This is a genomic window from Enterobacter wuhouensis, assembly GCF_035835995.1.
Taxonomy (GTDB): domain Bacteria; phylum Pseudomonadota; class Gammaproteobacteria; order Enterobacterales; family Enterobacteriaceae; genus Enterobacter; species Enterobacter wuhouensis.
In genome coordinates this window covers 1,851,899-1,866,596 of the sequence record NZ_CP142124.1, presented here as the reverse complement: position 1 = coordinate 1,866,596, position 14,698 = coordinate 1,851,899, and the positions used below count along the sequence as shown (strand labels likewise).

Below are 14,698 nucleotides of genomic sequence, written 5' to 3'. Positions count from 1 at the left end.
CCTGACCCGGCCTACAAATGTCGTCCGGATCTCTGAACCGCACCCAATAAAAAAGGCAGCCATTCGGCTGCCTCAGTCTCCCCACATCACAACTTAGTTGTTGCGGATGTACTCATCCATTTCGGTTTTCAGGTTATCGGATTTAGTCCCGAAGATTGCCTGAACACCAGAACCTGCAACAACGACGCCCGCTGCGCCCAGCTTTTTCAGCCCAGGCTGGTCAACTTTTGCGACGTCAGCAACGCTCACACGCAGACGAGTGATACACGCGTCCAGGTTAGTGATGTTGTCTTTACCGCCGAAGGCTGCGATCAGCGCTGGAGCCATTTCGCTGGTTGCGCCAGCTTTGCTGTCTTCAGACGCATCTTCACGACCTGGGGTTTTCAGGTCCAATGCTTTGATCAGCACGCGGAAGATGGTGTAGTACGCAACCGCGTAGCACGCACCCACGATTGGGAACAGCCACAGCTTGCTGCTGTTACCAGACAGCACGATAAAGTCGATCAGGCCGTGAGAGAAGGACGTACCGTCACGCATACCCAGCAGGATACAGATTGGGAACGCCAGGCCAGCCAGTACCGCGTGAATGATGTACAGGATCGGCGCAACGAACATGAAGGAGAACTCGATCGGCTCGGTGATACCGGTCAGGAACGAGGTCAGCGCTGCGGAGATCATGATACCGCCCACTTTTGCACGGTTCTCTGGTTTAGCAGAGTGCCAGATTGCAATCGCAGCGGCTGGCAGACCGTACATTTTGAACAGGAAGCCACCAGACAGTTTGCCTGCAGTTGGGTCGCCTGCCATGTAACGTGGGATATCGCCGTGGAATACCTGACCTGCTGCGTTGGTGAATTCACCAATCTGCATCTGGAAAGGAACGTTCCAGATGTGGTGCAGACCAAATGGTACCAGGCAACGCTCGATGAAGCCGTAGATACCGAACGCCACAACCGGGTTCTGGTAAGCAGCCCACTGAGAGAAGGTCTGGATGGCGGAACCGATTGGTGGCCAGATGAAGGACAGGATCACGCCAGTGAAAATCGCTGCCAGACCAGAGATGATCGGAACGAAACGCTTGCCCGCGAAGAAGCCCAGATACTCAGGCAGCTTGATGCGATAGAAGCGGTTAAACATATACGCGGCAATCGCACCGGAGATAATACCGCCGAGAACACCGGTATCGGCCAGGTGTTTTGCAGCGATCTCTTCAGCCGGTAAATGCAGAACCAGCGGCGCAACCACAGCCATGGTTTTCACCATAATGCCGTAGGCAACAACAGCGGCCAGTGCAGATACACCGTCGTTATTGGTGAAGCCCAGAGCAACACCGATAGCGAAGATCAGCGGCATGTTAGCAAAAACAGAACCGCCTGCTTCGGCCATCACGTGGGAAACTACGGCTGGCAGCCAGCTGAAGTTAGCAGAACCGACGCCCAGCAGGATACCTGCGATAGGCAGTACGGATACTGGCAGCATCAGCGATTTACCGACCTTTTGCAGGTTAGCAAATGCATTCTTAAACATAATTGAGAGTGCTCCTGAGTATTTGTGCTTTTTTTACGCTTTTCACGCATTGGCTCGGGGGGAGTACCGCGCCGTGGACAGGACATCTAAGCGCCCTTTATTTATTACACAGAGTAAAATAAATCACTCCAGGTTTGTTTGACGGCTATCACGTTTCAGCTTAAGACGGCCGAAAAACTTTCAGTAATTTACAAAAAGGATGTCTGGATGTGTCTAAAAACACCATCACCGCCCCAAATGAGGCGGTGAACTTTACTCGCTTTGCTTATTAATTACGAGCCTAAAAAAAACAGGTGTATCAGACAGATTGCAGGCGGGCGGGGTCGATGTGGAACAGATTTGCGAAGTTTTCCGTCGTGATGTGGGCCAGCTCATCGATGCTGACGCCTTTCAGAACGGCCATATACTCTGCAACATCTCTCGTCATGGCTGGCTGGTTCTCTTTACCGCGATGCGGTACCGGCGCCAGGTACGGCGAGTCGGTTTCCACCAGGATACGATCGAGCGGAACATAGCGCGCTGCATCACGCAGCTGTTCTGCATTACGAAACGTCACGATCCCCGAAAACGAGATATAAAAGCCCAAATCAAGCAGCTTGCCCGCGGTTTCTCTGTCTTCTGTGAAACAGTGTAGTACGCCACCGCAATCCGTCACCTTTTCTTCCTGCAGGATCGCCAGCGTATCCGCGCGGGCGTCACGGGTATGCACGATAACCGGCTTGTTCAGCTCGCGGCCAATACGGATATGGTTGCGGAAGGACTCCTGCTGGCGGGGTTTCGTTTCCGGCGTGTAAAAATAGTCCAGCCCGGTTTCACCCATTGCGACCACGCCCTCTTCCGCCGCCAGGCGGCGTAAGTCTTCAACGTCGTAGGCTTCATCCTGATTCAGCGGATGGACGCCGCAGGAGAACGCCACGTTATCGCGCTCGCCCACCAGGTCACGCATGGCACGATAGCCCGGCAGCGTGGTCGCCACGGCCAGGCAAAATTTCACATCGCGGGCGGCGGCTTTCGCCAGCACATCGTCCACGTTTTTATGCAGGGATTGATAATCCAGGCCATCAAGATGGCAGTGTGAGTCGACTAAAAACATAATGTCTCTCTCAGAGGTGGGAAACGGGCGGTATTACGCCGGGTTGCAGATAGTGTTCAATACTCAGCAGCCGATCGGTCAGCACAAGCTCGCGGTTAAGCCCCGTCACGCTCAAGAGCTGTTCGCGGCTATGGCAAACCTCATGAAGGATTGCGCGCAGGGAAGTACCTGACAGGCGGTTCGCCAGCGTATTCACCAGGGGCCAAACGTCAGGGTTGCTCAGCAGCGTGGCTCCCTGCTGCAACTTAAGCGAATCCAGCAAAAGTGCGGCCAGCCAGTGCAGACGCTCTGCGGCCTGGTCGCTGTTCAGCGCAGGCAGCACACTCAGCCAGTCACCGCTGTCCAGTGCAGTTTCAACAGCCCGACAGAGCGCCTCGCGCTGCGACCAGACGTCTTTCTGCAGCAAAGCCAGCGCCGCAGCCGGTGCACCGCTGCTCAGGCGCAGCGCAGCCAGCATGGCTTCTTGTGACGCCGTCACTTCACGTGAAAGCCAGGTCAGGGACCAGGCTTCCTGAGGTGCGGCAAGGTGGTGAAGACGGCAGCGACTGCGCAGCGTCGCGAGTAATCGTCCGGGCTCACGGCATGACAGGAAGAACCACGTCTTTTCCGGCGGCTCCTCCAGCGTTTTCAGCAGCGCGTTGGCCGCCGCCTCGGTCAGTATGGCCGCATCTTTCAGCCACACCACTTTTGCACCGCCCAGCCGCGCGTGTTCATATAATTTCTCGCTGACTTCACGCACGGCGTCAATCCCGAGCGTGCTTTTACCCTTTTCAGGCTCCAGCGTGTAGTAGTCAGGATGCGTACCCGCCTGCATCAGCTGGCAGCCGCGACATTTACCGCAGCTTTTGTGCCCTTCCGGCTGCTGGCACATCAGGAAGCGGGTGATGGCGTAAATCAACGCATCATCACCCATTCCCGGCAGCGTCTGAATCAGTAACGCATGATGCCCCCGCCCGGCCTGATAGCTGCCGATCAGCTGTTCAAAATGCGGGCGCAACCATGGATACCATTTCATGCCTGCTGCTCCTCTACCCACTGCATGACGGTACGCTGAATATCCCGCGTAACGTCTTCCAGGGATTGCGTCGCATCGATGGTGCGAATGGAGCGGTCCTTACCGGCAAGTTCAAGATAGCGTGCTCGTGTACGATTGAAGAAGTCGAAAGACTCTTGCTCAATGCGGTCCAGCTCGCCGCGCGCGCGGGCGCGTTTCAAACCGACTTCTGGCGTCACGTCCAGATAGAGCGTCAGATCGGGACGAAAATCGCCGAGAACGGCATCACGCAGCGTGGCCAGCATGGTCTGGTCAATACCACGGCCCCCACCCTGATAGGCCTGGGTCGACAAATCATGACGATCGCCAATCACCCATTTGCCTTCCGCCAGGGCCGGTTTGATAACCGTCTCAACCAGCTGCACGCGCGCCGCGTAAAACATCAGCACTTCTGCCTTGTCAGTGATAACTTCGTCGCCAACGGATTTAATATCCAGCACCAGGCTGCGCAGCTTTTCCGCCAGCTGAGTACCGCCCGGCTCGCGGGTGAAAACCATCTCCGCGACGCCAAGCGTTTTAAGGGTATCGACCACCACGTTGCGGGCGGTGGTCTTACCCGCCCCTTCAAGTCCCTCAATGACAATGTATTTACTGCGCATTTTTTTCCTTAAGTGCCTTCAGATAGTCCTGAACAGAGCGATTGTGGCTGGCAAGGTTGGTGTTAAAGGTATGTCCCCCTTTTCCATCCGCCACAAAATAGAGATACGGTGTTTTAGCCGGATGCGCGGCGGCGTTGAGCGACGCTTCGCTCGGCGTGGCGATCGGGCCCGGCGGTAAACCGCTAATCACGTAGGTATTATACGCCGTTGGCGTCTCCAGATCTTTTCTGGATATCTTGCCGCTGTAGCTCTCGCCCATGCCGTAGATAACGGTCGGGTCGGTCTGCAGCCGCATACCGATGCGCAGGCGGTTGATAAACACCGAGGCGACCCGATCGCGCTCTGCCGCAACCGCCGTCTCTTTTTCGATGATGGAAGCCATCGTCACAAACTGGTTTTGATCGTTATACGGCAGGCCGTCAGCGCGCCCTTTCCATGCAGACTCCACCGCCGCAACCATCTTTTTGTGCGCACGCTTCAGGATAGCGACATCCGTTGTGCCTGCGGTGTACATCCAGGTATCCGGCCAGAACCAGCCCTCCACCCACTCGGGATGCTCGAACTTCAGCACCTCAGCCACCGTCTGATAGCTATCATCTTTCAGCGTGTGCTTGATATACGGCGCGTCGCGCAGCTGTTTGAGGTAATCGCTCAGGCGCATGCCTTCAACAAAGCGCAGCGGAAACTGTGCTTCTTTACCGCTTTCCAGCAGCTGCAGCATCTCCCTCACCGTCATACCCGGGGTGAAGCGATACGTACCGGCTTTGAAGTGAGAAAGCTCGGGTTCAATGCGCAGTAGCCACTGGAATACGCGTGGACGATTGATAATCTTGTCCCCGTAAAGCTGCTCGCCCAGCGCCATCCGCCCGGTGCCGGCTTTAAGGGTAAAAATCGTCTCGTCTTTAATCAGGATTTTACTGTCCGCCAGCTGGCGAACCTTCCACATTCCTGCTCCGCCAGCAATAACCAGCACGACGATGAGAAGGAGGACAAAGCGCAACATTTTCTTCATGACTATAGAGTGTGCTCACATATCGGGGCCAAAAACTGAAACAGCTCACGCGAAGACCAGCAGCATTGGCCATACGCACGAACGGGAACAACGGGCATCAGCGCGTTGCAGATGATAACTTCATCAGCGGCCAGCAGCGCGTCTTCCCCTGCGCTAACTTCGACAACGCGAAAACCAGAGTGTGCCAGATGCCGTAAACAAAACTGGCGCATAATACCGTCCACCCCAGCCTGCTTCAGGGAAGGCGTGAATACGTCACGGCCCTTCCGCCAGAGTAAATTAGCCGCACAGCATTCCGTAATGCACCCTTCGCTGTCAAGAACCAGCGCCTCATCGGCGTCCGTCTGTTCAAGATGAGTACGGATCAGTATCTGTTCCAGCCGGTTAAGGTGCTTTATGCCGGCAAGCATCGGATTACGCCCCAGACGGACGGGACTGAGGGTCAGGACCGTGCCCTCTTCACGCCAGCGCTCATAGTGGGCAGGATACGCGGACACGGTCAGTATGCGCGTAGGATGCACGCAGCTGGCCCCGCTGTAGCCGCGACCACCGCTGCCGCGGCTGATAATCGCCTTGAGAACACCGCTGCGCTTTCCTGAAGCCAGCTGTCTCATTTCGCGCCGCAGCGCGTCCCAGTCCGTATAGGGGATCATTAACCTTTCACAGGCCGTTTGCAGGCGAAGGATATGCGCGTCGAGCAGACAGATATCGCCGTTAAGAATGCGTGCCGTCGTAAAGCAACCATCACCAAACTGAGTCGCCCTGTCGCTGGCAGGAAGAGAATCTTGCTCACGACCATTGATCAAAAACATGGTGGCTCCTTCTACGTGGAGGATCAGTCTGGCAGGATGTCCTGAACCGGACAAGAAGATTACACTTAATAAAAAAGGCCCGACAAGCGGACCTTTTTTTCGTCAGGGGCTAACCGGACTCAGACCTTTTTGAAGATCAGCGAGCCGTTAGTGCCACCAAAGCCGAAGGAGTTACACAGGGTGTACTCCATAACGCTAACCTGACGCGCTTCGTGCGGTACGAAGTCCAGATCGCAACCTTCATCCGGGTTATCCAGGTTGATGGTTGGCGGAACGGCCTGATCGCGCAGCGCAAGGATGGAGTAGATTGACTCTACAGCCCCCGCCGCACCTAACAGGTGACCGGTCATGGATTTCGTTGAGCTGACCATCACGCGGCTGGCAGATTCGCCGAAGATAGACTTAACAGCCTGAGCTTCTGCTTTATCGCCCGCAGGGGTAGAAGTACCGTGCGCGTTAACGTAGCCAATCTGTGCAGGGGTAATACCCGCATCACGAATCGCGTTTTCCATTGCCAGCGCAGCGCCTGCGCCGTTCTCTGGAGGTGACGTCATGTGGTAAGCATCGCTGCTCATACCGAAACCAACGATTTCAGCATAAATTTTCGCACCGCGCTTTTTCGCATGTTCGTACTCTTCAAGTACGATCATACCCGCACCGTCGCCGAGCACGAAGCCATCACGATCTTTATCCCACGGACGGCTTGCCGCCTGAGGGTTATCGTTACGGGTAGACAGCGCACGCGCCGCACCAAAACCGCCCACACCCAGCGGGGTACTGGCTTTTTCAGCACCGCCAGCAACCATAGCATCTGCATCGCCGTACGCAATGATACGCGCGGCCTGGCCGATGTTATGCACGCCAGACGTACATGCGGTAGCGATAGAAATGCTTGGCCCACGCAGACCGAACATAATGGTCAGGTGTCCTGCCACCATGTTCACAATCGTGGACGGAACGAAGAACGGGCTGATCTTACGCGGGCCACCATTCATCAGAGACGTATGGTTTTCCTCGATCAGGCCAAGACCGCCAATCCCGGAGCCGATAGCGGCACCGATACGGGTTGCGTTCTCTTCCGTAATGACAAGGCCAGAATCCTGCATGGCCTGTACGCCAGCGACAATTCCATATTGAATGAAGGCATCCATCTTGCGCTGTTCTTTGCGCGAGATGATCTCTTCACAGTTAAAATCCTTTACTAAGCCAGCAAATTTCGTTGCATAGGCGCTAGTATCGAAATGGTCGATTAGGCTGATGCCGCTCTGACCGGCAAGGAGAGCTTTCCAGGTGGACTCTACGGTATTGCCGACAGGAGACAACATGCCAAGTCCGGTCACAACTACACGACGCTTAGACACGCTTGTCCTCCAGGGAGGGATAAAAAAAGAGATTCGTGGGACTAAAAAAGATAAAACTCAGGCGGTCGAATGACCGCCTGGAGATGTTCACTTACGCCTGGTGACCGTTGATGTAATCAATGGCAGCCTGAACGGTGGTGATTTTCTCAGCTTCTTCGTCCGGAATCTCAGTATCAAACTCTTCTTCCAGAGCCATTACCAGCTCAACGGTGTCAAGAGAATCTGCGCCCAGGTCTTCAACGAAGGAAGCGGAGTTCACAACTTCTTCCTGCTTAACGCCCAGCTGTTCGCCGATAATTTTCTTAACGCGTTCTTCGATAGTGCTCATACTCTTAAATTTCCTATCAAAACTCGCTTTCGCGATGGTTTTCGTAGTGTATAAAATGTTGAAAAATTTGCAACTAAATCCCGGCAGGTCTTACCACGATTTTACGTTATTTTGAGGCCATTTGCCCTAATAACGCAAATATTTTCGATCGTGATTAAACCATGTACATCCCGCCGTTGACGTGGAGGGTTTCACCAGTGATGTAACCCGCTTCGTCAGAGGCTAAAAATGCAACCGCACTGGCGATTTCTTTAGGGTCGCCAAGACGACCCGCTGGAACTGCCGCCAGTGTACCCGCACGCTGATCATCAGTCAGCGCACGCGTCATGTCCGTTTCAATAAAGCCCGGAGCAACAACGTTTACAGTAATACCGCGAGACGCAACTTCACGCGCCAGCGACTTACTGAAACCGATCAGACCTGCTTTCGCCGCAGCGTAGTTAGCCTGACCAGCATTTCCCATGGTACCAACCACAGAACCAACAGTGATAATACGACCATGACGCTTTTTCATCATAGCGCGCATTACCGCTTTTGACAGACGGAATACAGATGACAGGTTGGTTTCGATAATATCGTTCCACTCATCATCTTTCATTCGCATCAGCAGGTTGTCGCGTGTGATACCGGCATTATTTACCAGAATATCCACTTCGCCAAACTCTGCGCGAATATTTTCCAGAACAGATTCGATAGATGCAGGTTCGGTCACATTCAGCACCAGACCTTTACCGTTCGCACCCAGATACTCGCTAATGGCCTGAGCGCCATTCTCGCTGGTTGCTGTACCAATCACCTTCGCGCCGCGCGCAACCAGTGTTTCAGCAATGGCACGCCCGATACCGCGGCTTGCGCCAGTGACCAGCGCGATTTTTCCTTCAAAACTCATGGTATTCCTCTTTTATTGCGCGAGTGCCGCTGACAGTGCTTCCGGCTCGTTAATCGCCGAGGCAGTCAGGGTGTCAACAATACGTTTTGTCAGACCGGTGAGGACCTTACCAGGACCGACTTCATACAGATGCTCTACGCCCTGTGACGCCATAAACTCAACGGTTTTGGTCCACTGTACCGGGCTGTAAAGCTGGCGAACCAGCGCATTACGGATAGCTTCCGGCGCGGTTTCGCATTTCACATCGACGTTATTCACAACGGAAATCGTCGGTGCGTTAAACGTAATTTTTTCCAGCTCAGCCGCCAGTTTGTCGGCAGCAGGCTTCATCAGCGCACAGTGAGAAGGTACGCTCACCGGCAGCGGCAGCGCGCGTTTGGCGCCCGCGGCTTTACAGGCTGCGCCTGCACGTTCAACCGCCTCTTTATGACCAGCAATAACCACCTGGCCCGGGGAGTTGAAGTTTACCGGCGAAACCACCTGCCCTTCAGCAGATTCTTCACACGCTTTTGCAATGGCGGCATCATCCAGGCCGATAATGGCCGACATGCCACCGGTGCCTTCCGGTACCGCTTCCTGCATGAATTTACCGCGCAGTTCAACCAGACGTACGGCATCAGCAAAGGCAATGACGCCTGCACAGACCAGGGCAGAGTATTCGCCCAGGCTGTGACCGGCGAGCAGGGCTGGAGCTTTACCGCCCTGCTGCTGCCATGCGCGCCACAGCGCAACGGATGCGGTCAGCAGCGCTGGCTGAGTCTGCCAGGTTTTATTCAGCTCTTCTGCCGGACCCTGTTGCGTTAACGCCCACAGATCATAACCCAGCGCATCGGAAGCTTCACGGAAAGTCTCTTCAATTACCGGATAGTTTGCTGCCATTTCAGACAACATCCCAACGGTTTGAGAGCCCTGTCCCGGGAACACAAAAGCAAATTGCGTCATCTTTTAATCCTTATCCTAGAAACGAACCAGCGCGGAACCCCAGGTGAAACCGCCACCGAAGGCTTCAAGCAGGACCAGCTGGCCCCGTTTGATTCGTCCATCGCGTACCGCTTCATCAAACGCGCACGGTACCGACGCCGCAGAGGTGTTGCCATGACGATCCAGCGTCACCACAACGTTATCCATCGACATGCCCAGCTTTTTGGCCGTTGCGCTGATAATGCGCAGGTTCGCCTGATGCGGCACCAGCCAGTCAAGCGCGGTGCGCTCAAGATTATTCGCGGCCAGCGTCTCGTCGACAATGTGGGCAAGCTCAGTCACCGCCACCTTGAACACCTCGTTCCCTGCCATGGTCAGGTAAATCGAGTTATCCGGATTCACGCGATCGGCGTTAGGCAGCGTCAGCAGTTCGCCATAGCTACCGTCGGCATGCAGATGCGTGGAGATGATGCCCGGCTCTTCGGACTGCCCCAGCAGTACCGCACCCGCACCATCACCAAAAATAATGATCGTCCCACGATCGGTTGGATCGCAGGTACGCGCCAGCACGTCGGCACCGATCACCAGGGCATACTTCACGGCACCTGATTTAACATACTGATCGGCAACGCTCAGTGCATAGGTGAAACCGGCACACGCTGCAGCCACGTCAAACGCCGGGCAGCCTTTAATACCGAGCATGTTTTGCACCTGGCACGCCGCGCTTGGGAAAGCGTGCGTAGCAGACGTCGTGGCAACCACGATCAGACCGATGTCTTCTTTATTAATGCCCGCCATGTCGATAGCACGCTGTGCGGCTTCGTAACCCATGGTGGACACGGTTTCGTCTGGCGCGGCGATACGACGTTCACGGATACCTGTGCGCGTGACAATCCACTCGTCAGACGTATCTACCATTTTTTCCAGATCGGCGTTGGTTCGCACTTGTTTTGGCAGGTAGCTGCCGGTACCTAAAATCTTCGTATACATGTACGCTCAGTCACTTTTAGCTAATACAGATCCCAGGCGAGCGGCAATCCGCTGAGGGACTTGTCGCTGCACCGCCTGCACTGCCTGTTCTATCGCGACGGAAAAGGCTCGCTGATTGGCGGCACCATGACTCTTAATCACGATGCCGCGCAATCCTAACAGACAGGCGCCATTATACTGGTCGGGGTTGAGGTGACTGAATCGCCGCGTCAGGCTTTTTTGTAACCAACGCTTCAATAAAATCAGCCACCAGGCACTTTTTTTGCCCTCTCCCTGCGATTTAAGCAAAGAAAGGAACATACGCACGACCCCTTCCATGGTCTTCAACGTTACGTTTCCGGTGAAGCCATCACACACTAATACATCCGTTTTGCCCGTCAGCAACTCATTGGCTTCGAGATAACCAATATAGTTGATGGAGGGAACCTGTTTGAGCAATTCGGCAGCGTTACGAATGCTGTCCAGGCCTTTTGTCTCTTCTTCACCAATGTTCAGTAACGCAACGCGCGGATTAGGTATCCCGACCACGTCTTCTGCCAGCACCGAGCCCATCACGGCAAACTGAGCCAGCATTGTACTATCACAATCAACGTTAGCACCGAGATCCAGCACCACCGTTTTGCCTTTCTGCTGATGCGGTAATACCGTCACCAGCGCCGGGCGCTCAATGCCATCGATTGGCTTGAGCAATAATTTCGACAGCCCCATCAGCGCGCCGGTATTCCCCGCGCTAACGCAAGCCTGCGCTCGCCCTTCTTTCACCAGCTCCAGCGCGATTCGCATAGAGCTGCCGCGGCTATTGCGTATAGCCTGCGATGGCCGGGCATCACTGGCAATAACTGACTGCGCAGGAATAATCTGCAGACGTGAACGTTGTTCGAAGTCAGCTTTTGCAAGTAATGGCGTGATTGTGTCGGGATTGCCGACTAAAAGAAGTGTGAGTTGCGAATTAGAATTCAGTGCCTGCAATGCTGCAGGCACTGTCACGGAAGGGCCAAAATCTCCCCCCATGACATCTAACGCCAGGGTTAGACGTGTCAAGGTATCGTCACTGCCTGGTTTGGTGTTTCCCCAGTTGCCTGGGGAAATCCTCACTAAGCTTCATCACGCTTGCGCGTGATTACTTAGTGATTACCTTGCGGCCACGGTAGAAACCGTCAGCAGTGATGTGGTGACGCAGGTGTTTCTCACCAGAAGTCTTGTCTACAGACAGGCTGGTAACTGCGGTCAGCGCGTCATGGGAACGACGCATGCCACGTTTGGAACGGGTTGGTTTATTCTGTTGTACGGCCATGGACCTTACTCCTCAATTACTTACGCTTTAAGCTGGCTAATACGGCAAATGGGTTTGGTTTTTGCGCTTCATCAGGCAATTCCCCAAAGACCATGTCCGCCTCGGACACTTCACAGTGTTCAGAATCATGCACCGGAACCACTGGCAAGGTGAGGATGATTTCATCTTCAACCAGAGCCAGAAGATCGATTTCACCGAATTCGTTAACCTCAATCGGCTCATACGCTTCCGGGAGTGCTTCAGCCTGTTCGTCAGAACGAACCGGACTGAAACAATACGTTGTGTGAACATGCTGTACAAACGGTTTCCCGCAACGCTGACACTCGAGCGTTACCGTCACCTTTGCATCACCGGTTAAAACGGCGAGGCGCTGGTTGTCGATAGCGAACGACATGGAGCATTCTACATCACTGTCCACACTGACTACGGATTCGGCAATACGCTCGGCCTGATCGGAAGAATAGATTCCTTCATAATCGAGGCGTTTTTGAGCCGTACGAACCGGATCAAGAGTCAGGGGTAATTTTACCTTTTGCATAGGGCGCGCATATTAACTTTGTAACGTCATAGAGTCAAAGAAAAAGGCAACCAGAGCTGCCTTTTGCCAATTATTCGCACACATTGCGGCCTGTAGTTTAAAATGGCTGGCATCGATACGCTATATCTGGTGATAAAAATATGCCAAATCTTGTTCTCGCCTCCACGTCACCCTACCGCCGAATGCTGCTGGAAAAACTTGGGTTCCCGTTTGAGTGCGCCGCTCCTGACGTAGATGAGACGCCTCAGCCCGGTGAATCACCGCGCCATCTGGTGACCCGCCTTGCGCAGGAGAAAGCGCAGTCGCTGGCCGCACGTTATCCTGCCCATTTGATTATAGGCTCCGATCAGGTTTGCGTACTCGACGGCGAAATTACCGGCAAGCCTCATACAGAGGAGAACGCCTGCCAACAGCTTTTGCGGGCGCGAGGCACTATCGTAACCTTCTATACTGGCCTGGCGCTCTATAACTCCGCCACCGGCCATCTGCAAACCGAATGCGAGCCGTTCGACGTACACTTCCGCCACCTCAGCGAGCAAGAGATTATGGACTACGTGCGCCGGGAGCGCCCGCTGAACTGTGCGGGGAGCTTTAAAAGTGAAGGATTGGGGATTGCGCTGTTCGACAAGCTGGACGGTCGCGATCCGAATACGCTGGTCGGATTGCCGCTGATTGCGCTTTGTCAGATGTTGAGGCGTGAGGAGTGTAATCCGCTGACGATGTGATCCCTGCGGCCTGATGCCCTCACCCCGGCCCTCTCCCACAGGGAGAGGGAGCAAACATTAAAAACGGCAACATTCGTTGCCGTTTTACGTTTACCCTAGCCGCGCAGAACCTTCAGGCAGCGTTTCAGTTGCTCATCCAGCGGCGCTTCGATACGGATAGTTTCGCCCGTATTTGGATGGGTAAACTTCAGCGCAGCCGCATGCAGGAACAGACGCGACAGCCCCGTGCCCGCTAATTGTTTATCAAACTCGCGATCGCCGTAGCGGTCATCAAACGCAATAGGATGGCCCGCAAACTGCGTATGCACGCGGATCTGGTGGGTTCGGCCTGTGACGGGACTGCAGCGCACCAGCGTGGCAAACTCATACCGCTCTTCAACTTTAAAGCGCGTCTCGGACGGCTTCCCTTCCTGATTGACGCGCACGATGCGCTCGCCGCTTTGCAAAATATTTTTCAGCAAGGGTGCCTGCACCACCTTAACGTGGGACTGCCACTGACCGCGAACCAGCGCCAGGTAATCTTTCTGCATCCCTTTTTCGCGCAGCTGCTCGTGCAGCGAACGCAGCGCGGAACGTTTCTTCGCCACCAGCAGCACGCCGGACGTGTCGCGGTCAAGACGATGCACCAGCTCAAGGAAACGCGCTTCCGGGCGCAGCGCCCGCAGCCCTTCAATCACCCCAAAGCTCAGTCCGCTTCCGCCGTGGACTGCCGTACCGGACGGTTTGTTAAGCACGAGGATGTAATCATCCTCATAAAGGATAACGTCACTCAGCGCTGCCACTTTTTGCAGCTTAGGCGAAACCACTTCTTCTTCACGCTCGGCCACGCGAACCGGCGGGATACGCACTTCATCACCGGCTTCGAGTTTATACTCTGGCTTCACGCGTTTTTTGTTAACCCGCACCTCGCCCTTGCGCAGGATGCGATAAATCATACTCTTCGGCACGCCCTTCAGTTGGGTGCGCAAGAAGTTATCGATACGTTGCCCCGCGTAGTCATCCGCGATAGCAACCATTTTTACGGCTGGAGTCTCTGTTTTCATGGTTGGCGATTCTAAATATCGTCAGGCATTAGCGCCACTCATTTTTCTATGCTTATATTTACTTTTATCCGGCCTGTCCCCCCGTTTCGCGCAATCGATTTGGTGGTTATTAAACCAATCGCCACGTTGAAGTGAAGAAACTGTGAGTAACCGGGTGATAATTGGTAAAAGTCATCTTGCTATAACCCGGCTAGCAATGGAATAATGAATCCGTTTTCCGCGCTAAATCCGGGTTTTGTAAGGATGTCGACGGAATGACCAATTTTGTCTGACCGATCATCCACGCAGCAATGGCGTAAGACGTATTGATCTTTCAGGCAGTTAGCGGGCTGCGGGTTGCAGTACTTCCCGGTATAAGGATTGTTCTCTGGAGAGTTTTCCCAGGCAATTCCCCTGATAATTGCGCTGTGTTTCCGTATGAAATACAGGCAACCGACACTCTGCGCCTCTTAAGCGGGCGACAACCGTGAGGTTGGCGACGTGAATAGACACGAGGCCATCGGTTCATACCC

Annotated in this window: 16 protein-coding genes; 1 reads left to right on the top strand and 15 read right to left on the bottom strand. The window is 54.5% G+C overall.

What is annotated here, in order from left to right; genetic code table 11:
- Nucleotides 1-93 precede the first annotated feature (93 nt).
- The 14 genes from ptsG to yceD form a co-directional block, all read right to left on the bottom strand.
- Entirely contained in the window at nt 94-1,527 is a 1,434-nt protein-coding gene (gene ptsG, locus VPX56_RS08910) for a PTS glucose transporter subunit IIBC (RefSeq protein WP_131634298.1), read from the bottom strand.
- A gap of 298 nt (nt 1,528-1,825) precedes the next feature.
- Nucleotides 1,826-2,620, bottom strand: a complete 795-nt coding sequence (locus VPX56_RS08905; protein ID WP_131634297.1) for a metal-dependent hydrolase — start codon at nt 2,618-2,620, stop codon at nt 1,826-1,828.
- A gap of 10 nt (nt 2,621-2,630) precedes the next feature.
- On the bottom strand, nt 2,631-3,635 hold the full coding sequence (gene holB, locus VPX56_RS08900; RefSeq protein ID WP_326471196.1) for a DNA polymerase III subunit delta': 1,005 nt from the start codon (nt 3,633-3,635) through the stop codon (nt 2,631-2,633).
- A complete protein-coding gene (gene tmk, locus VPX56_RS08895) occupies nt 3,632-4,273 on the bottom strand; it encodes a dTMP kinase (protein ID WP_131634295.1) in 642 nt (213 codons plus the stop codon). The genes holB and tmk overlap by 4 nt, the downstream gene beginning before the upstream one ends.
- Nucleotides 4,263-5,285 (bottom strand): cell division protein YceG, encoded by a 1,023-nt coding sequence (gene yceG / locus VPX56_RS08890; RefSeq protein WP_131634294.1) that lies wholly within the window; start codon nt 5,283-5,285, stop codon nt 4,263-4,265. The genes tmk and yceG overlap by 11 nt, the downstream gene beginning before the upstream one ends.
- Nucleotides 5,286-5,287: 2 nt before the next feature.
- Nucleotides 5,288-6,097 (bottom strand): aminodeoxychorismate lyase, encoded by an 810-nt coding sequence (gene pabC / locus VPX56_RS08885; RefSeq protein ID WP_326471194.1) that lies wholly within the window; start codon nt 6,095-6,097, stop codon nt 5,288-5,290.
- 119 nt (nt 6,098-6,216) lie between these two features.
- Nucleotides 6,217-7,458, bottom strand: coding sequence for a beta-ketoacyl-ACP synthase II (gene fabF / locus VPX56_RS08880; RefSeq protein WP_326471192.1), 1,242 nt, complete (start codon nt 7,456-7,458; stop codon nt 6,217-6,219).
- 91 nt (nt 7,459-7,549) lie between these two features.
- On the bottom strand, nt 7,550-7,786 hold the full coding sequence (gene acpP / locus VPX56_RS08875) for an acyl carrier protein (protein ID WP_003857954.1): 237 nt from the start codon (nt 7,784-7,786) through the stop codon (nt 7,550-7,552).
- A 154-nt stretch (nt 7,787-7,940) separates the two neighbouring features.
- Complete coding sequence (gene fabG / locus VPX56_RS08870; RefSeq protein WP_010429699.1) at nt 7,941-8,675, bottom strand: 3-oxoacyl-ACP reductase FabG; 735 nt, start codon at nt 8,673-8,675, stop codon at nt 7,941-7,943.
- 12 nt (nt 8,676-8,687) lie between these two features.
- Entirely contained in the window at nt 8,688-9,617 is a 930-nt protein-coding gene (gene fabD, locus VPX56_RS08865; protein ID WP_326471190.1) for an ACP S-malonyltransferase, read from the bottom strand.
- A gap of 15 nt (nt 9,618-9,632) precedes the next feature.
- Nucleotides 9,633-10,586 (bottom strand): beta-ketoacyl-ACP synthase III, encoded by a 954-nt coding sequence (locus VPX56_RS08860; protein WP_131634290.1) that lies wholly within the window; start codon nt 10,584-10,586, stop codon nt 9,633-9,635.
- Nucleotides 10,587-10,592: 6 nt separating this feature from the next.
- A complete protein-coding gene (gene plsX / locus VPX56_RS08855) occupies nt 10,593-11,627 on the bottom strand; it encodes a phosphate acyltransferase PlsX (protein ID WP_326471187.1) in 1,035 nt (344 codons plus the stop codon).
- 79 nt (nt 11,628-11,706) lie between these two features.
- On the bottom strand, nt 11,707-11,880 hold the full coding sequence (rpmF, locus tag VPX56_RS08850; protein ID WP_003857964.1) for a 50S ribosomal protein L32: 174 nt from the start codon (nt 11,878-11,880) through the stop codon (nt 11,707-11,709).
- A 16-nt stretch (nt 11,881-11,896) separates the two neighbouring features.
- Nucleotides 11,897-12,418: a 23S rRNA accumulation protein YceD gene (yceD, locus tag VPX56_RS08845; RefSeq protein WP_006174678.1), complete on the bottom strand. Its 522-nt coding sequence runs from the start codon at nt 12,416-12,418 to the stop codon at nt 11,897-11,899.
- A 140-nt stretch (nt 12,419-12,558) separates the two neighbouring features.
- Here yceD and VPX56_RS08840 point away from each other — a divergent pair, with 140 nt between their 5' ends.
- Nucleotides 12,559-13,143, top strand: coding sequence for a Maf family protein (locus tag VPX56_RS08840; RefSeq protein WP_263609243.1), 585 nt, complete (start codon nt 12,559-12,561; stop codon nt 13,141-13,143).
- A 95-nt stretch (nt 13,144-13,238) separates the two neighbouring features.
- Here the strand turns inward: VPX56_RS08840 and rluC are convergent, their stop codons facing one another.
- A complete protein-coding gene (rluC, locus tag VPX56_RS08835) occupies nt 13,239-14,186 on the bottom strand; it encodes a 23S rRNA pseudouridine(955/2504/2580) synthase RluC (protein WP_131634287.1) in 948 nt (315 codons plus the stop codon).
- Nucleotides 14,187-14,698 lie beyond the last annotated feature (512 nt).